This window comes from Paenibacillus sp. BR2-3 (assembly GCF_046529485.1).
Lineage (GTDB): Bacteria > Bacillota > Bacilli > Paenibacillales > Paenibacillaceae > Paenibacillus_AQ.
This window is the reverse complement of the sequence record NZ_CP126311.1, coordinates 436,544-455,202: the sequence shown is the minus strand read 5'-3', so window position 1 is coordinate 455,202 and position 18,659 is coordinate 436,544. Positions and strand designations below refer to the sequence as shown.

Genomic DNA, 18,659 nt, shown 5'->3' with positions numbered 1-18,659 from the left:
CTGTATGTTTATTCCGCACTACATCCAATCCTGCCCTTGCAGTTCAATAAGCTCCTTCAACTCATGGTTGGACATCTCCGTCAACCATGTTTCACCGGAGCCGACAACCTGCTCGGACAGACTTTTTTTGCGTTCAATCAGCTCATCTATCCGTTCTTCGAGTGTTCCTTGGCAGATCAGCTTATGCACCTGCACATTTTTATGCTGACCAATCCGGAATGCCCGGTCTGTGGCCTGGTTCTCCACCGCCGGATTCCACCAGCGGTCATAATGCAACACATGGTTAGCCCTGGTAAGGTTCAGCCCAACACCGCCAGCTTTGAGTGAGAGCACGAAAAATGCCGTCCCCTCCCCTTCCTGAAAAGAGCGCACCATCTCATCACGCTCCCGCTTCGGGATGCCTCCATGCAGAAACAGCGGATTTTGGCCGTACCGCCGGGTCAGCCGGTTCACAAGCAGTTCACCCATCGCAACGTACTGGGTAAAAATCAGTGCGGATTCCCCAAGTTCGGCTATACTGTCCAGCACCTCGAACATGACCTCCATTTTACCGGATTGCTCATGCCTGAGAGCGCGTCCCTCCTCTTTACGGAAGAGTCCAGGATGATTACAAATCTGCTTCAGCTTCGTAAGTGAAGACAGCACAAGCCCTCTTCTGGCCATTCCGGAACGCTCACCTATCACACCCAGCATTTCATCCACTACTCCCTGATACAACGCTGCCTGGGTTTCCGAGAGCGGGCAATAGGACTTCAGTTCCAGCTTCTCCGGAAGATCCTTGGAAATATCGGGATCGCTTTTGAGGCGGCGCAGCAAGAAAGGTGACACCAAACGGTGCAGCTCCCGGAGCCGTTCGCCGCCATCGCCTGAGCCGTAGCGCTGCCGGAAAGAGTGATAGGTTCCCAAATATCCAGGATTCAGAAAATGAAAAATGGACCAGAGTTCACCCAGACGGTTCTCTACCGGGGTACCCGTCATAGCAATACGGTGAGGAGCTGAAAGCTTCATGACGCTCTGCGCCTGCTTCGTACGGTGGTTCTTGATATATTGGGCTTCATCGAGCACTACGGTTGACCACTTGACTCCCGCCAGATCTTCACTGTCACGCCCGGCCAAATGATAAGTTGTCAGCACAATGTCATGGCTGGCGACGAGTGACAGGAAGCACTCTCCGCGCACCCGGCGCCCGCCATGATGAATATGCACGGTGAGCGAGGGGGCAAAACGCTGCAGCTCCCGCTGCCAGTTCCCAAGAAGGGAGGTCGGACATAAAATCAATATCGGGCTTTGTTTCTCTTCTGCCGGGTTGGTCAAAGCGCGGTCCAGAAGACATGTGATAACCTGGACGGTCTTCCCAAGGCCCATATCGTCCGCCAGACATAAACCAAAGCCCAGTCCGCTTAGAGCAGCCAGCCATTGAAATCCCCGCTCCTGATAAGGACGCAGCGTCCCATGCAAGCCTTGCGGGACTTGACGAGCCGGCAGATTGCGAAGCACATCGCCGCGCATAAGAGAAGCCAACAGCCCGGAAGTCTCCATGCCTGTAACAGACATACCCTTCCACAGTCTGTCCTCTTCATCCTCGGCTTCCAGCCGCATCCATTCCGCTGCTGACATTTCACCGCTTTCATGGCGTTTCATATATCTTAGAACCTGGCGAATTTCCTTGGGATCGACCTCAATCCATTCCCCGCGAAAACGCACAAAGGGTACGCCGGCCTCCATGATCTCCGTCAGCTCCTCCGCGCTGATCGCAGCCTCACCCAGCGAAGCCTCGATACGGAAGGAGATCAGCTCCTCCATGCCGAGAGCTACCGGGGCCGTCCCCCCCGCTTCGCTTCCAAGCTGCTGCATTTTCATCTTCATTCCAATCCGGCGGCGTCCCTCACGGCTCCAACGCGAGGGCATTTGGACTGTTATTCCGCGCACCGTTAACTGCGGCACGGTCTCTTTCAGAAAAAAATAGAGCCGCTGGGGTTCAAGATCCACCCCGTCTGGCGCGGGAGAATGAAGCCCCCGCTCAATATCCGGCGATATCTTCGCAGCCCGGCCAAGCACCGAAAGAAGCTGCTCCTGAATGTTGCGGTAACGTTTCCCCCATAAAGTAAACTCCCGGTCAGCGCTGCTCCAGATCGAGCCTGCCGGAAGCCAGAACTCACTTTCCTCCCTGCTCTCAGCCCAGAAGGATAAACGCCATGTCCCCTCTTCATCAGCTGGCGGCTCAAGACGCAGTCCAAGACCCAGCTGTCCGCTCCGTGCTTCCTCCGTTTCTGAGTGAGGCACATGGCTTCCCGCCGTCTCGGTTACAACGCTAAGCAGTTCCGTCACCTCGGCAGGAGTACCCTGCACCGGAATCTCCCGGCTGCCAGTAAGAAGACTGTTCCACCACAGCTCGGTCAAGGGAGAATACCCCCGCCGATAGTTCGCCTTATACTGCGATAATTCACTCTCTATGCGGGAGATAACCCCCTTTACTTCAGCACTCATTACAGCCTGTAGGAACGAATACAGCACATGCGCCCCTGCTTCCTCACGAGTCGACAAGTCGCCGGATTCGGCCGCAGGGCTGCCTAAAGCAATTACGGGCATAGAGGCTGCCAGCTGCAGAAAGATCCCTTTATGCTCCTCATTTCGAAAAACGGGTACCCAGCAGGCTGATGCTGCCTGTTCTCCTCCGCGGCGGCGTGATCCTCCTGCCGGACGCGGAGGCAAGGCTCCCGGCGTAATCCCGCCTGTGCCTAATAGCTCCAACCCGAAGCGTGCAGCGGCTGCCCAGTATCTCATTTCTCCTCCGGGCTCCACTCCCTGTCTCCGGCAAAGTGAGTCGTCCCAGGCCAGGAGCAGCTCAAATGCTTCCTTTGGGGTAAGAGCAAGCCCTTCAAGAGTTCTACCGGGCAGCTGACGCCGCGCAGATTTCCCTTCGGCAAGAGCGGTTGGATACTTCACTTCGGCCAGACGCAGCGCAGCACCTGCAAAAGGACGCAATCCACCCTGCAGCTCGAGCCGTTTGACCACGCGGGTCCAGGCATCTACCTTCGGTTCCGAAGTTTCGCCGGAGAAGCAAAATAAAACGTCCCCTAACCATATTGCATACAGATGCTTAGTCATCGTGATCTCCTGTCTTTTAAGCAAGCAGAAACGGTGCTTCCGTTCGGGATCGAACAGAAGCACCCTTTTCCACTAAAAAATAGTTTTCGAACTATTTATATGAACAGTGCAGCAAACGAGCGATACCCTATATAACCAGAGTTGCCAGGAAGTTTACACGTTCTGGTATTAGAACAAAAAAAGGTTTTACCTTCATCTTATACGAAAAAGGCCGGATTTAAAAACGTTTCTGCATATTTTCCTATGGATTTCAAAATCAATTCATGGAAGCACCATGATCACAGCCGTATTTATTGCCATTATCTTGCCCAGAACACAAAAAGGAGCCCGGCATAGGCCGCACTCCCTGTCATCTTATACTACTGTAGATTCAGCTAAACCAGGAAACCTGGCCGCTTTTATTTTTTGCGGGCAACGGCTTCTATTTCTACAAGTCCGTCCTTAGGTAAACGAGCTACTTCAATAGCACTGCGGGCGGGATAAGGTTCTGTAAAAAAAGTGCTGTATACTTCATTGACCGCTGCGAAATCATTCATATCCTTCAGGAACACCGTGGTTTTCACGACATGATCCAGAGATGCCCCGGCTTCCTCCAGAATAGCCTTCACATTGCCCAGTGCTTGACGCGCCTGCTCCTGTACACCTTCCGCCAATTCTCCTGTGTCCGGGTTCAAGCCCAGCTGTCCGGAAGTGTAAACCCAGTTGCCTGCAGCAATAGCCTGGCTGTAAGGCCCGATTGCACCCGGCGCTTTTGTCGTAGATACCTGTTTCTTACTCATATCTCTGCTCCTCCCGTTAATCTATTTCTTCCCCCATTGTACGTCCTGATCTTCACTTATTGCAAACCTGAAACTCCGCTTCTATCCTGAAAGCTTCATATTAGTCTACTCTTTCCCGAGAACGTGGATAACTTCATTGCTGTAAACATGCACTCCGTATGTACCGGCAAGTGCAATCTTAATCATTGCCCGCGCTACCGTTGTCCCCTGAATAGCCCGGTACTTTGCACCCTTACCGACCATTAAGAAATCCAAGGCCTTCATGAGCCTTCCCGCCACTCGCTCCCCAAGCCTATATTCCGTGCGGGGTCCCAGCAGCAGTGAAGGACGGAATAAATGCAGGCCCTGAAAGTTAACAGCAACCAGTCCTTCTTCCGTACGCCCTTTAGTTCGACTGTAAAAATTGCGGGACTTCGGATTTGCACCCATGGAGGATACAGCCAGGAACTGCTTCACACCTTTTTTCTTAGCAATGGCTGCTGCCTGCAAAGGGTAATGAAGATCCACACGCTCGAAATTGCTCTGCGATCCGGCTGTCCTGATCGTTGTTCCAAGACAGCAGAAGACAGCCGTGACCCCGCTAAACCTATCCTCATACTGTTCTAACTGCTCCCAATTCATAAGGGTTTGCTTCAGCTTGGGATGCTTCTGATCCAGCGGACGCCGCAACAATACTCTGACCTCATCCCAACCCCCGCTTCCCAGCAAAGCTTCCGTGACCGCTTTTCCCACCAGTCCGGTTGCCCCCAGTACCATTGCTATTCTTGCCATAAGAACGGTCTCCTCCATTATATAACCTATTCATCTTTAAGAACGCGCCTTCCCAGCAGAAAAGCCAGTGCAAGCATTAGTATGCCTACGATCAACTGCATTCCGTATACTTGGGTCCATTGGGGCCAATCCTCTATCCAACCGTAAATCTGCCCTCCAATAAGGGGGCCGAAGAACGAGGAAAGACCTGTAAGGGCCGCAAACATAGCCATATACATCGGCCGTTCCTTCTTGGGTGTATCGCCAATGATGAAATTGAAAGCCAATTGGTTAAAGCCGCCGACCCCCACACCAAATATAATATGTGCCGTAAATAGGACCAGCAACATCGGCAGTACAGACAAAAGACCCCATACCAGTGAAGAGGCCGCAATAATCGGCAGGGTCCAGAGCAGCAGCCGCTTGTTGCTGTACTTCGAATTGAGATTGCCCCATACATAGAAGCTGGCCATCATAAACACAGTCTGGGATACATTAAGCAGCGACAACGTCTCGTAATTAATATCCAGCAATTGCAGCATAACATATGAATAGAGCGGTACCGTCAGGTTCTGCAGCAGAAGCCAGGCCGCAAGAAACAGCGTGGATTTCATAAACAGCTTATCGTGAAGCGGTTTCTTAAACATCGGCCAAAACCTGTTTTCTTCCGATTTCTCGAAATGAACATCCGGGTAGAAGAGCAGCACTACAATATTGGCTGCGGCGAAAATCCATACGACAATATACAGAATGAAAAAGCCCTGTCCTCCGTGATAATAATCCAGAACAATGCCGCCCGCATACATGACGATACTCCCCAGTCCATTGAGGAGGGTATTGCGAATTCCAAAGTAACGCCCCCGTACGCGCGGGGGAACAAGATCGCTGATGACCGAGCTCCAGAGTACGGCTCCTGCAGTATTTGCAATGAAAGCGGTTGTATACAAGCCGATAAATGCTATAACCCAAAACTCTCTCGGGAATATAAACGGTATAAGCCCTGTGGAGGTCCAAAGTATCCTGTGCAAAGTTACAAAGCCAACCATTGCCCACTTACGGCTGGGTAATTTCTGAATCAAAAAGGCAACGCCAATCTGAGCTATATTAACGAGCGTAGTTAAAGCCAGCACAAAACCGATTTGGCTTGATGATGCGCCTAAATAGAGAAGAAAGCCTGTCAGGAACTGCCCTTGAAGCAGGACCTGGAAAACCGTCGCAGGCACCCCCTCCCATGTGGCTATAGATAAGTTTTTACGGTGCCTTGAGGGTTTCCGCCCCCATTTCGGTCGGCTGTTGAGCGGCCTGCTTCTCATGATGTTCATCGAGGTACTACACTCCTTTGATGCGGCTTTGGCTTCATTCTACTCCGCATCATGCTTCTGTCAATACGACAGAATTACAAATTACATTGGAGGACCTGCAGGCAACTTCCGTACAAAACCATTTCTTCCTTACTAAGGGAAGCATCGTTCTCTTCCATCAATTGCGACATGCGAAATCCAAATCCATTTTTCTCTTCACTAAACCGTCACTACTTAATGCGGTTCTTATATGATAAAATTCTGTCATACAATGATAATGATTATCACTTTCAAGGAGGCGTATCATGTTTGCAGGAATATTAGTCACGTTAAGAGAAGGTATTGAATCTTTTTTAGTTGTAGGTATTTTGATTGGAATTTTAAGCAAAATGGGCCAGGCTGATAAAAACAAGTATATTTGGTGGGGATCGGGGGTTGCTATTGCACTTAGCATCATGCTAGCTTATCTGATTCAATGGTTTTCGATTCAATTTGAAGGAACGAACGCAGAAGTGTTTGAGATTGTTGTGGCGGGTATCGCAATTGCCGTATTGTCTTACATGGTCATTTGGTTGAATAAACAGAGTAAATCAATGAATAATAGTTTGAAAGACAAAGTAGTTCTCGCCCTTCATCAGAACCAAATGTGGGGGTTAGTTTCCCTGGCATTCGTAACGATTATTAGAGAAGGAATCGAGACTGCCTTGTTTCTTTCTGCTTTAAATGGTTCCGCTGAAGGCAGTGGACTTATGTTTGGTGCATTAATCGGTCTCATTTTGGCATTCATCGTTTCCTATCTGATAGTCAAAGCAACCATAAGACTTAACTTAAGAATGTTTTTCTTAATTACGGGAACGATGGTTGTCGTCATTGCAGCAGGCCTGGCTTCCCATATAACGATGGCTCTTCAAGAATTGGGTATTGTTCCTCTTCACGAACTTATTGCATGGGATTTAAGTTGGTTCATCCATGACGAGAGCTTGCTGGGTAAACTTCTTCATGCATTTATAGGCTATGTTGCCGTTCCTACCGTTATGCAGTTAGTGGTATACGCCGTTTATATTGCAGTTATGCTTCATTTACTTTGGAAGGGACCCACGCTCTTCAATCAAAAACAAATACGTTTGCAATCGGACGGCTTAAGGCACCCAATAGATGAATGAATATGTTGGTTGTTATAAAAGACTTTATTTAAATGATCTCTCGTTCGCAAACCTAGCATGAAAATGGTAGTAAGGTTTGTGCGAGAAAGAAACGCCCCATACTGGTACTAGCATGGTGAACGAGTACGTTACTTTTTATGGTGGATACACCCCGTCAAATAAACTGTAAGGATGGACTCTGTGCACAAACCGCTGCAGCCCGGAAATGCCCTTTTTCGGAGACTGCGAACAGAAAAATGCTAAAGCTCGAGTCGATCCATCACCATGTAACATTTCCATTTGGAGGTCACGAATCATGGATGTATTACTGGAAAACTGTGCAGGAATGGATGTCCATCAGGAAACCATTGTCGTCTGCACCCTGAATACCGATGCTTTGGGCAACGTACAAAGCGAGGTTCGAACGTTTGGTACGCTGACGAAGCAATTGTTTGAGTTGCTAGGGTGGCTGGAATCTAAATCCATCACCCATGTAGCTATGGAAAGCACAGGCATCTACTGGAAACCGGTTTACAATATTTTAGAAGGGTATTTTCACGTCACCCTAGCTAACGCGCAACGCATCAAGAATGTTCCTGCCGTAAAACCGATGTTTGCGATGCCGAATGGATTGCCAAGCTGCTTCGGGTCGGCTTGATCGAAGCGAGCTTCATTCCATCGGAGGATCTGCGGGAAATGCGGGATTTATGCCGGCTCCGCAAAAAGCGTGTGGGCAACCTGACCGCAGAAAAGAACCGCATTCAGAAGTACTTGGAAGCCAGCAACGTCAAATTAGGAACGGTGATTTCCGATGTGTTCGGTGTATCGGGGCGTAACCTGCTCGATCATACGAGCGTTGATGATGAATGAGCAACTTTTGTCAAAAGCCGACCCAAGAAACAGCGGCACAAATTAGACAAAATAAAATCAGCCAGCCGACCGCAGTACGCGGAAGGTTGGCTGTTTGTTTGACCTTTCTTTGTTATATGATTATACCCGATGGGTCATTGGCAACGAGAACAAGTAAATATTGATAACAGCCAAAATTACCATTAAAGAATAGTAGGGCAGCAACTTTCTCCAAGAAGCTCTATTTCCGATTCGATACACAGTATACGCAGAACCGAAAAGACCTAACAATATGACGGCGTATTGCAAGAGTTGCACCGTACCCACGGAAGTCAATCCCAGGTCGCCGGTTAATTTGTATCCGAACAAATTAGCTGTATTGAACCAAATGGCTTTCCCCTCTGTGAATACGTGGAAAAGATTATGGGCCAAGTGACCCGCCAAATCAAGCGGAATAACGGCATAACCGAAGCGAACGAAATTCTCTTTCACTTTCTCAAATGTTTCATTGCGTCCGGTTATTTTCGCTGCAATCCAGAGCATAGCAATTGGAATAATCATGGAAATAACGAAAGCAACCGTAAAGTTCACGTTATAGCTGGTAGTTTGTGTAACTTTGCTAATGATGTTCAAGATATCCTGCCAAATTTCAAGCATCGTTATATTCTGCACAAACACGATCCCCATAATAACTGCAGCCAGAAATGCATGCTCGACTTTCGGCTTCTTGATCCCCCACAGTTCTGCTGTCGGCGTTCTCGGGGTAATACGGATGGAATTATTGGGACAAGTCTTCACACAGTTTCCACATAGGTTGCAATCCGCACTATTATCCATCGTACGGACAAATTCAAACATCGGACATCCTTCCGTCTTGCCATCACCTTTGAAGCAAGATTGCGTTTTGCAGGTTTTGCAAACTTCAGGTGTTCCCCGGAGCTCTATCATTCCGGAACGAGAATAGTTGCCTGCCAATCCTCCAAGGAAGCAAAGTGTTTTACAGAAGGTTCTTCTTTCAAAAAATACGGAAGTAACGACAACCATCGTAGTCAGAACAAGAAGCAGATATCCAGAGCCGCGCGGTGATTCAATGATCCCCCAAATGTGATCAGACCACGTAATCATGATGAAAAAAATATCAATCATCCAAATCCCGTATTTCTTCAGAAACTTCGGCATAGGCCTTTCGCTACCAACTAGTTTTCGAACAATGTCACTGAGTTTACCGAAAGGACAAACCGCGCACCAGAAACGACCTGACACTAGGAAAAGGATTGGTATGGCTGGCCACCAGAGCACCCATGTCAGAGAAGTACCAAAGTTACGACTGGGATTTACCGTACCAGCGACTAACTCGTAGACAATAACGGAAAACACGGCCATAGCCGCCCATTGGAAAATACCAGGAAACCATCGGCTCTTGATAAAGGCTCTGAAAAGTGGTATATCCAAAAAATTATATGGCTTTTTTACAGGTGGAATGCTTGTCTGTTGTGTTCTCTTTGCAAGATTCGTCATGCGTGAATGCGCTCCTTTTTCCGCAGCCATTTATTCCAGGCGCCGTAAAGTATAAATACCAACATGATACCTCCAAATGTACTGAGCACCGGAATGTTCGGAGGGGCTTCGACCACTTCTTCGTTTCCGTGACTGTCATGTTCTGCTCCAGAGGTCCCCTCCTCATTCGCAGTTCCACTCTCACTATGAGAATCACCGTCACTCCCCATATCCATACCGCCCATTTCCATGTTCCCGTGTTCCTCCGTTGTCATGTCAGGCATTTTCACTTCCTGTTGTGCAGCCGTGGTCTGCTGCACTTGTGCCGTTCCGTTTCCTTCGTCGGAGTGCCCATCGTTCTTGGTCTGCTCGTCTGCCCATGCAGTGCTGGAAAACAAAAGGAGTCCAGCAATCGCAACTACGATTCCGAATCTTTTCATCAATCTCTTCCTTCCTCGCTTTGTTCATTAGTCTGGTATCATTGTAAAAAGAAAGTGTGGAGAAAATATGTGGAGCGACCGAAAAACACTTCGAATGATTGTGATTTTCTGAAAGTGTTCACATAAAAAACATTTCCGAAATATTATTCGAAAACGGCTGGTTTCTCCACATCATTGTCCGTGTCATTATCGATGCCGACGTCGAGACAAAAATAGATAGATGCTCCCAAGCAAAATTAACGGGATACCCATCCAGAGGCAGAGCGTTAACAGGGTTCGAGCATAGGAATAGGACGGTCTTTCCAAGAAAGACGTGGCTGAAACCATCAGACAATATAAACCCATTAACATCATAAACAGCGCAAATATCCAATCCCCTTTCCTCATCCGTCCCACCTCCTAAAAGTTTTCCTTAGAGAAACTGTTTATTTTTATGTTTTTTCACTTGGTGAGTAAATAAATACGCAGCAGGTTCCTCAAATTCCATTCATCGTCGACAACCAGAGCTTTCAATTTATTCATTGTACATCACCCAATTCATGGTTTCGTATGATCCTATCATAAACGTAAAATTTGTTGAAACAATGTAGAAAAGCCGCATCTTCAAGATGCGGTCGAATTTTTTCAAATATTATATTGCCCTGAATCCGTGAAAGAACTAACGGATAGATTAATTCGAACTTCCCTGCGCTGTTGAGAGATGAATGGTGAGAATGCCTCGCATGCTCTACCATTCGAGAGGCCAGCCAGATCAGATTTTCGATGACGGTTTTGACCCGCCTGCGGCTGACTTTGTGTCTAACCGGGGCATCGGGTTCTTGAATGGAAATTTGTCCAATGGCCCGCAACAGATTATACGCAAACAAGCCCGCACACAGCACCAGGTCGTTGGTGGCAAATTTACCCGAAGGCAGTCGTTCCAAATTGAGGTCGGTCTTGAGTTCGCTGTGAAACTGTTCGCTGGTGGCATGGTCACGGTAGAGCTTAATCACCTGCCAGGGTGAACACGTCAGCGTGGTGAAAAACACCTGCACCTCTACCCGAGGCACCAGCAACAGTTGCCCATCGGATTCCATCGTTCGTTCAATCACTTGATACACCACCCGAATAGGACGTTCAAGCTTCTTGTCGACCCATTCCATCGAACCCAGGTAGACGCATTTGCCTTCCCGTTCTACACAGCACATGGCATCTTGTTTGGCGATCAGTAGCCACTCTTCCGGGGACTCCCGGCGCAAGTTGCGTTTGACGATGAAATCCACGTTTTCGTTCAGGCAGACGTTCAGATTCTCCAGTGCATCGTTACCGGCATCCATGCGAACCAGCAACGGCTGATCCGTGATTCGGCGGCTGTACTCCAAACTATGCAATAAAAAAGAGGCAGCCTCTTTCTGTACATGAGTGCTACCTTCGCGCAGATTGACGTTCACCCCATACCCTTCCTGCCCCAGATAGGCAAAAAAGGGAGCATAGCCGTCCACTTTCTTGTAGGTCAGCGATACGCCTTCTTTCTACGTACGACTATTGTCAAACGGGGAAACATCCAGGTCCAGTGGCAGCCAGGACAACGCTTTCCCCTCTGGACCGGTCGCATGAACGGGTGTGAGTGGGACTTCCAACGCACGCAGCAAATCAGCCGACTCTTCCAGCAGGATATTCTGCCAGTCGTAGCTGCTCGCCGCCGCCAAATCCAGGCGCTGCCGGAGTGTGGGTGAGGACGGGACGTGTTTGATCCCTAAAGACTTGGCGAAAAAGCGATCTTGACGAAAAGGCTCGATCTGGTCAAAGTCGCTTTTCCCTTGGCAAAGCAATCCGAGGTAGGCATAGAGGACATCCGGATGAGTAACCCCGGGCTGCAGTACGCCAGGCAAGGAGTAACGAATCAGACGTTTAGCAATCTGTGTATGAGAAAGGAGCAAGCCGATAAGGGCAAGACCGGAATGAGCGGTCAGTAACTCTACGGACTGATCCAGTTGAAAACGGACAGGTTTCATCTGTGCACCTCCGAGGTGAATGTGAAAAATACGGGAATTCTTCCCTTTGCTTTATATTTTAATCCACCGGAGGCTCTTTTTCTAACCTTTTCAGTATTTGGTTTCACGGATTCAGGTTGTTGTGATGGATACAATTTTTGTCATGAAGTGTTCACGCTTCCCACTTATATTTTCTATATATCTTACTTATAATTTTATTGAAGGAAACATTTGTACTTAGAAAAGGATGATGAACATGGTATTTCGCTTTTTAAGGGAAAACGTATTTGCTGCCGGGGCGCTAGCTCTTCTACGACTTTGGGTTGGATGGCAGTGGCTCGATGCGGGATGGGGTAAGCTTACAGGCGATAAGGCTTTCGATGCCTCGGGTTTTTTAAACAACGCCGTGTCAAAACCTGTCGTGGACAGAGCTACAAACGAGTTGATTTATCCGAACTTTACCAGCTTTATTGAAAACTTCGCGCTTCCAAATGTAAAACTCTTTAATTTTGCCATTCCATTAGGCGAATTTTTAATTGGTCTTGGCTTAATTCTTGGGGTTTTGACCACAGCCGCTGCATTCTTCGGACTTTTGATGAATTTTATGTTCATGTTCGCCGGAACTGTGTCTTCTAATCCTTGGCTTATTCTTCTTGGTATGATTATTCTCGTCGCGGGCGCTAATGCGGGCAAATTCGGAGGGGACTTTTATGTGCTGCCCTTCTTAAGGAAGATCCTTCCCTATCGTTCAAAAGATGCTCAAGTCGTGCACCATCAAGATTAATTATGTTCATTAAATCGAAATGAAAAATAAAGAGCAAGAAGGCGCCGGTTATTCCCGTGCCCTTTCTGCTCTTTATTTTTCTATAATGCATAATTCTTTACCTGAATTGATTATAAAGACCAGTTGGGAATCGGTTGCCCAACTGGTATCTGAGATATAGATCATCCGTAACGGTACGCAATGCCATGTCCACCGGTCATATAATTCCAATCGATATTTTCTGACGGACAAGCGATACGGCAAGTGCCGCATTCCAAACAATTTTCATACATAATGGCTGGCCTCTTCAGTTCATCATTCCATTCATACACGTCCGACGGACATATAAAGGTACAACTTTTCGTCGGACAATCTACGCATAAAGCGGGATTCTTAAGTTTCAAATGGGATGCTTCGTCACATTTGTAACGTATGGTAAACAATCGATTCGTAATTCCTTGTTGGCTCATCCGTTGGTCGCCCTCCATCCCCGAATTCCCAGTTTAACAAGATTGAGCGTACCTCCGGCAGCTTCCTTCATGAGCCGAATGGCGTGTTTTTGTTTATCCGCTTTCGAAACACCATCGACAGAAAACATGTTGAATGCTGCTTCATTTAAAGCTCGTGGCAATTTGTCGAACATCAACGACGGATCGGTATCTTTGAGCAGTTTATGCATGCCTCGGTATTTCTTCAGATCTTTCATAATAAAAGAACTCCGTATGGCATCGTTATAGCTCCTCAGTGTTTGTGCGGAAAAATCCCCTTTTTTTGTCGCTTCAATAATGGCATCTGCCGCCATCTCACCGGATTTCATCGCCAAATTGGTACCTTCCCGGTGAACAAAGTTAACCAGTTGTGCGGAATCTCCCGCAAGGCACCAACCGTTGCCGGACAAAGCCGGGACGGAATCATATCCTCCCTCGGGAATAAGGTGCGCCGCATATTCTCTCATTTCGCCGCCTTTTATCAGCTTCCGAATGACCGGATGCTGCTTTACGGAATCCAGTAGCTCGTGAGGCTTGATCTGTTTCTTGGTCAAGTCGTTGACCATCACGCCAATGCCCAGAGAAATCGATTCTTTATTGGTATAGAGAAAACCCATCCCAGCCATGCCAAGGGAAGTCTCTCCCATAAACTCAACCGTGACGCCTTCATCTCCCTCCAGACTGAAACGGTCCTCAATCTTCTCCCGGGGAAGCGCGATCGTCTCCTTAACGACGAGCGATACTTCATCCGGTTTCCATCCCTGGTGTGCCCCGAGCGATTTGCCGAGCAGGGAATTGACTCCATCGGCGATGACGACGACATTTGCGTAAATGTCACCCTCGTCACGGTCTGTTCGCACTCCGACGACCCGATCTCCCTGTCGTATTAGTTCTGTTGCTGCCGTCTCATAAACCGGAATGGCGCCGGCTTCAACGGCTTTTCCTGCAAGCCACTGATCAAACTTCACCCGCAAACCCGTGAAGCAGTTCATCGGTTCTTTGAAAGCTTCGTTCCGGTGACTGAATGTGACACACGATTCCTTGCCCATCATCCACATACGCTGCTCAACGATAGAGCGTTCAATCGGGGCGTTCTTTTCTTTCCAGAATTCAGGCACGAGATCTTCGATTTGCTTGCGATACAATACTCCACCGAATACATTCTTGGCTCCCGGAAATTCCCCCCTTTCGAGCAATACGACTTTCAGTCCGGCTTGGGCCATTCGGAGAGCGGCGGCCGATCCCGCTGGTCCTGCTCCCACCACAACTGCGTCAAATGTTTCATTCAAGCCAACCCCCTCCTTTTCTTCGCCTCAGCAATAATTTCGGGTAAGACTTTAAACAGATCGCCCACAATGCCGTAATGGGCAATCTGAAAAATAGGAGCTTCCGGATCTTTATTTATGGCGATGATCATATCAGCATGTTGCATCCCCACCGTAAACTGAACCGCTCCCGAGATACCCGCGGCAATGATGAGTTTCGGCCGAACCGTTTGTCCTGTCTGACCAATTTGCCGTTCATGCATGACCCAACCGGCATCAACTGCCGCTCTGGAGGCCCCGACCGTTCCGTCCAAAGCATCGGCCAATTCTTGCAGAAGCCCGAATACTTCCGGTCCACCCAAGCCCCGTCCTCCGGCGATAATGATATCAGCCTCTTCCAGATTGATGCTGTTGACCTCGGTAATAAAGTCAATAACTCGGGTTGCCGTCTCCCCGTAATGATCATGAAACGGAACGTGTATGACATTTCCAGTCCTCGTATCATCCCGCTGAAGAGCCTGAAAGACACCCGGACGGGCCGTTGCCATTTGGGGGCGATATTTTTTGCAGAGAATGGTAGCCATCATTTTCTCCGAAAAAGCCGGTCGGCTTGCCAGGAGTATACGGGAAGGTTGAGGTTCCACATCAAGTGCGGTGCAATCTGCTGTCAATCCCGTTGGCAAATGGGTAGCGATCGCCCCCGCCAAATCCCTCCCTGTTGCCGTCGCGCCAAACAAAACGATTTCAGGTTTTGCTTGAGCAAAAACATCTAGACACACCCTGCTGTAAGGCTTCGTCCGGTAATCATTCAAAGATTCGTTATCGCAAATATAAACGTGATCGGCACCAAAAACTACTGCTTCCTGGGCCAAATGCTTTACTTGATGGCCTATTACAAGTGCCATTAAAGGGGCTCCGAGCTTGTCCGCCATTCTTCTTCCCTGGCCAAGGAGCTGCCACGATACTTTTTTCGCTGTTCCTCCGCGATGCTCTACTACTACGAGTATACCCTCATAATCGGATATACTCGTCGCGGGTTGTTTCTCCAAATGCTCGACTGACATTGGTTTCTTCCTCTCCTCCACGGATGATCTATGATACCCAACCCATCTGTTGGGGAATGCTGGATTGCCAGATCTTATCTATTGCATGTTTACCAACCTCTTGCGGGGTATCTGCGCTGAGAGTTTCTCCAACGGATTTCTTAGCTTCCGGAACCCATGTCTTGCCAACGGTCGTCGGAGAGCCCTTTAGTCCTATTTTCGTACGATCTATATCCGGGAAATCCGCTGTTGTCCAAACAAATGGCTTGTAACGGGTACCGCGAATCATACCGGGCAAGGAAGCACGCCTAATCTTGTTCATATCCTTCAAAACGGTCACAAGCGCCGGCAGCTTCGTTTCAATAATTTCTATGCCGTCCTCCAAGTGACGCTGAACCCGGATAAGACCCTCGTTCTCCTTAAGGCTAATGATATTGTTCACATATGTTAGTTGTTCCACACCCAACCGACAAGCAATTCCAGGACCAACCTGACCGGTATCCCCGTCGATGGTTTGTTTACCGCAGAAGATCAAATCGGCTGTGCCCCATTCGGTTTCCGCTTTTCTGATTGCCGCTGCCAACACGTAGGAAGTAGCAAGCGTATCTGCGCCTGCAAAGCCTTTGTCCGTAATCAAAACCGCTTCGTCCGCGCCAAGTGATATGCATTCTTTGAGTGCCTTTTCAGCGGGAAGAGGTCCCATCGTTATTACAGTTACTCTCGCTCCTATCGTATCCTTAATAAGGAGAGCCGCTTCCAAACCGTGCATATCATAGAAGTTGACAATACTTGGAACCCCCTGACGAATGAGAGCGTTCGTCTTTGGATCAATTCGGATTTCTCTACTGTCCGGAACTTGCTTTACGCATACGATAATATGAAACAAAATTTAGTTCCTCCCTTTACCGATGGTTGTTTTATTGTCCAGCATTTTGCTTAAGTACCTCTTGGCACTTTTCCAACAGCTGTTTGCCTTCGGGTGTATTCATCATTTTCATCATGTCCTGCATGTTGCTGTCTTTCATCGCAACCTGCTTATTGTTCGCTTCCATTTTTTTACTTGCAGTTGTACTCACGGATGCTTGAGCTTCAGGGTGATGCGCCGCATGATCCGTTTGGGATCCCTGAGAAGTTTCTTGCTTCTTTGACGTACTCTCAGCAGCCCAGACGACTTGACTTACCAACAGTACAGCTCCCAACACCGCCACCAACGCCAATGATGTCAACAATCTTTTCTTTGTCATGTTTATTCCTCCATGTTTTTGTTTCTTACTATTACTATAAACAAACTTTTTGTTGGTTCTGTGGGGAGCGTGTGGGGAAAGTGTGAAGTTGGCAAAAACCTGTATTCTAATAGAAGAACCCACGGTTTCTTCTCTATGTTCGAGAAACCGTGGGTTCGTTTTACACATAGAACTGGCTGATTGCTTTTTTCATTTCTTCAACTGAATGGAGCATGGATTCCGCTGCACTAGTTATTTCACTCGTCGAATGGACTTGGGATTGAGAAGCATCTACAATAATTTGCACATTCGTTAAAGTATCTTTCGCTATACCTGCTACGATTAAGATGGAAGCCGATATTTCTTCCGTGCCCGCCGATATTTCTTGTGTCACGGCGGAAACCTCCTGATTCCGACTTGCCACGAAACGAGCGGATTCCAATATACGTTCAAAAGCTTCTCCCACTTGCTGGATAACTCTAACTCCTCTTTCCGACTGTTCCAGACCGGTACTCATAGCCGAAACCGCCTCTTGGGTCGCCCCTTGCACCGTTTGGATTAAGGAAGTAATTTCTTTGGCCGATCGCTCCGATTGTTCCGCAAGTTTCTTCACTTCACCCGCGACAATCATAAATCCCCTCCCCTGCTCTCCCGCTCGAGCGGCTTCAATCGCAGCATTAAGGGCCAAAAGATTGGTTTGCGCTGAAATGTTGCTAATAACTGTGGCAATACTTCCAATGCTGTCCGAGTTTTGGTTCAGTTCAGCAATCTTATTCGCTACTTGATGGGCTGAAACGTTCAGTTGGTTTATTTCCGCAATAGCTGTTTGCACAGAACGATTGCCCTGTTCTGCCTCTTGAACCATTTCGCCGGATGCATAGGCAACATGAGAGGAAGTCTCCGCAATATGTTGTATGCTTTGTGCAATTTCTTCAACAGCCTTTGCGCTTTCATCCGTTCCGTGGGCTTGGTTTCCAGCTCCTGCCGCCACTTGCCGGATGGTAGTATCGGCTTGACTAGCTGACTGTGAAATATGTATGGTATGTCGGGATACGGAATCGGAAGCACCAGTGACCTGCTCTGACGTGCGCTGAACTTTCATGATTAATTTCCGCAGGCTTCTGACCATCTCATTCACCGCTTGCCCCAACTTGCCCAGTTCATCTTTTGATGTAACAGACAACTCGTCTACGAGTAATTGTCCGGTAGATACCTGCTCAACTACTCGAGTTATTTGTACGAGTGGTCGGACTAAACGTAGCGACAGATAAGCGGATAACGTAATGGCAATTAACAACCCTGCTACAGCAAACAAAAGCATGTTCTTTCTGAAATTTTTCGAAGCGTAGTCATACATTTCCTTGTCCATTCCAATGTGGAAGGCTCCTATGACTTGTCCCTTCTTATTTTTAATAGGCTCATATAACACCATTTCGTTACTTCCATTGGACTGCCCGACATAGGACTTCCCTTGAACCAGTACTGTTTTTTCTAATTCCATCTCAAGCTTATCCATTGAACCCTTCTCATTACGCTGTGAATCCGACGACATAGCAACGCTCATATTGCCTTTGTAGATGGCAATGGTATCTCCTGTAAGTCTGCCAATCGATTCAACTACTTTATCATTACCGTCGATTTGGGTATTCCCCTTAAACAACTTCCCATCCTTAATTCCCCAATCTCCTGGATACTTCTCATTGATCAAGGCTGCAGCCATGGATTCACTTGAAACCAACTTTTTCTCTGCGATATGGGCAACCTGCGAACTCATGCCGACTATGGCGTAGATCCCTATGGATGCAGTCACAAGCAACATCAAGGCTGAAAATAAAACAATGAGTTTTAATGAAAGTTTCATGGCATCGTCACTCCTGATTCTGCAATCGTTTACTTTTGACATATTACCAAAAAGATTTGTTTAAACTATGTAGGCGAGCGATATGTTTCTTTATTGATTCCTGTTCTTTTTTCAGTTCAAGCGTATAGAAAGGAAGCAGTTTCAACTGCTTCCCCTTACCGTGACTGTGACCCTTAT

15 protein-coding genes and 3 pseudogenes are annotated in these 18,659 nt (G+C 47.9%); 3 read left to right on the top strand and 15 right to left on the bottom strand.

What is annotated here, in order from left to right:
• Window positions 1–18: 18 nt before the first annotated feature.
• The 4 genes from PaeBR_RS02225 to PaeBR_RS02210 form a co-directional block, all read right to left on the bottom strand.
• Window positions 19–3,108, bottom strand: coding sequence for a DEAD/DEAH box helicase (locus PaeBR_RS02225; protein WP_410513295.1), 3,090 nt, complete (start codon window positions 3,106–3,108; stop codon window positions 19–21).
• Between the two features lie 398 nt (window positions 3,109–3,506).
• A complete protein-coding gene (locus tag PaeBR_RS02220) occupies window positions 3,507–3,887 on the bottom strand; it encodes a RidA family protein (protein WP_410513294.1) in 381 nt (126 codons plus the stop codon).
• 105 nt (window positions 3,888–3,992) lie between these two features.
• Window positions 3,993–4,658, bottom strand: a complete 666-nt coding sequence (locus tag PaeBR_RS02215) for an oxidoreductase (RefSeq protein WP_410513293.1) — start codon at window positions 4,656–4,658, stop codon at window positions 3,993–3,995.
• Between the two features lie 26 nt (window positions 4,659–4,684).
• Window positions 4,685–5,959, bottom strand: a complete 1,275-nt coding sequence (locus tag PaeBR_RS02210) for an MFS transporter (protein ID WP_410513292.1) — start codon at window positions 5,957–5,959, stop codon at window positions 4,685–4,687.
• Between the two features lie 284 nt (window positions 5,960–6,243).
• On the opposite strand from PaeBR_RS02210, the gene PaeBR_RS02205 reads away from it, so the two are divergent.
• On the top strand, window positions 6,244–7,101 hold the full coding sequence (locus PaeBR_RS02205; protein WP_410513291.1) for an FTR1 family protein: 858 nt from the start codon (window positions 6,244–6,246) through the stop codon (window positions 7,099–7,101).
• Window positions 7,102–7,396: 295 nt separating this feature from the next.
• Window positions 7,397–7,923, top strand: a pseudogene (locus tag PaeBR_RS02200) (IS110 family transposase); the annotation flags it as partial.
• A 147-nt stretch (window positions 7,924–8,070) separates the two neighbouring features.
• Here PaeBR_RS02200 and PaeBR_RS02195 read toward each other — a convergent pair.
• The 5 genes and pseudogenes from PaeBR_RS02195 to PaeBR_RS02175 form a co-directional block, all read right to left on the bottom strand.
• Window positions 8,071–9,108 carry a 4Fe-4S binding protein gene (locus tag PaeBR_RS02195; RefSeq protein WP_410515053.1) on the bottom strand — a complete coding sequence of 346 codons (1,038 nt, stop codon included), beginning with the start codon at window positions 9,106–9,108 and terminating at the stop codon, window positions 8,071–8,073.
• Between the two features lie 15 nt (window positions 9,109–9,123).
• A pseudogene (locus tag PaeBR_RS02190) lies at window positions 9,124–9,312 on the bottom strand (4Fe-4S binding protein); the annotation flags it as partial.
• Window positions 9,313–9,443: 131 nt separating this feature from the next.
• The gene (locus PaeBR_RS02185) at window positions 9,444–9,866 is read right to left on the bottom strand and encodes a hypothetical protein (RefSeq protein ID WP_410513290.1); all 423 of its coding nucleotides are present in this window, start codon (window positions 9,864–9,866) and stop codon (window positions 9,444–9,446) included.
• Between the two features lie 518 nt (window positions 9,867–10,384).
• Window positions 10,385–11,365: pseudogene (locus PaeBR_RS02180) on the bottom strand (IS1380 family transposase); the annotation flags it as partial.
• A gap of 12 nt (window positions 11,366–11,377) precedes the next feature.
• Window positions 11,378–11,860, bottom strand: a complete 483-nt coding sequence (locus PaeBR_RS02175; RefSeq protein ID WP_410513289.1) for a hypothetical protein — start codon at window positions 11,858–11,860, stop codon at window positions 11,378–11,380.
• Window positions 11,861–12,095: 235 nt separating this feature from the next.
• Here PaeBR_RS02175 and PaeBR_RS02170 point away from each other — a divergent pair, with 235 nt between their 5' ends.
• Window positions 12,096–12,623 carry a DoxX family membrane protein gene (locus PaeBR_RS02170; RefSeq protein ID WP_410515052.1) on the top strand — a complete coding sequence of 176 codons (528 nt, stop codon included), beginning with the start codon at window positions 12,096–12,098 and terminating at the stop codon, window positions 12,621–12,623.
• A gap of 161 nt (window positions 12,624–12,784) precedes the next feature.
• Here the strand turns inward: PaeBR_RS02170 and PaeBR_RS02165 are convergent, their stop codons facing one another.
• From PaeBR_RS02165 to PaeBR_RS02140, 6 genes are read right to left on the bottom strand one after another with little or no spacing between them, the layout of a single operon-like run.
• Window positions 12,785–13,072, bottom strand: a complete 288-nt coding sequence (locus PaeBR_RS02165) for a ferredoxin family protein (RefSeq protein WP_410513288.1) — start codon at window positions 13,070–13,072, stop codon at window positions 12,785–12,787.
• Window positions 13,069–14,379, bottom strand: coding sequence for an FAD-dependent oxidoreductase (locus PaeBR_RS02160; protein ID WP_410513287.1), 1,311 nt, complete (start codon window positions 14,377–14,379; stop codon window positions 13,069–13,071). Before PaeBR_RS02160 ends, PaeBR_RS02165 begins: the two co-directional genes overlap by 4 nt.
• Window positions 14,376–15,419, bottom strand: coding sequence for an electron transfer flavoprotein subunit alpha/FixB family protein (locus PaeBR_RS02155; RefSeq protein ID WP_410513286.1), 1,044 nt, complete (start codon window positions 15,417–15,419; stop codon window positions 14,376–14,378). Before PaeBR_RS02155 ends, PaeBR_RS02160 begins: the two co-directional genes overlap by 4 nt.
• Before the next feature lie 28 nt (window positions 15,420–15,447).
• Window positions 15,448–16,284 (bottom strand): electron transfer flavoprotein subunit beta/FixA family protein, encoded by an 837-nt coding sequence (locus PaeBR_RS02150; RefSeq protein WP_410513285.1) that lies wholly within the window; start codon window positions 16,282–16,284, stop codon window positions 15,448–15,450.
• Between the two features lie 31 nt (window positions 16,285–16,315).
• Complete coding sequence (locus tag PaeBR_RS02145) at window positions 16,316–16,810, bottom strand: hypothetical protein (RefSeq protein WP_410513284.1); 495 nt, start codon at window positions 16,808–16,810, stop codon at window positions 16,316–16,318.
• Window positions 16,803–18,482: a methyl-accepting chemotaxis protein gene (locus tag PaeBR_RS02140; protein WP_410513283.1), complete on the bottom strand. Its 1,680-nt coding sequence runs from the start codon at window positions 18,480–18,482 to the stop codon at window positions 16,803–16,805. Before PaeBR_RS02140 ends, PaeBR_RS02145 begins: the two co-directional genes overlap by 8 nt.
• Window positions 18,483–18,659: the final 177 nt, after the last annotated feature.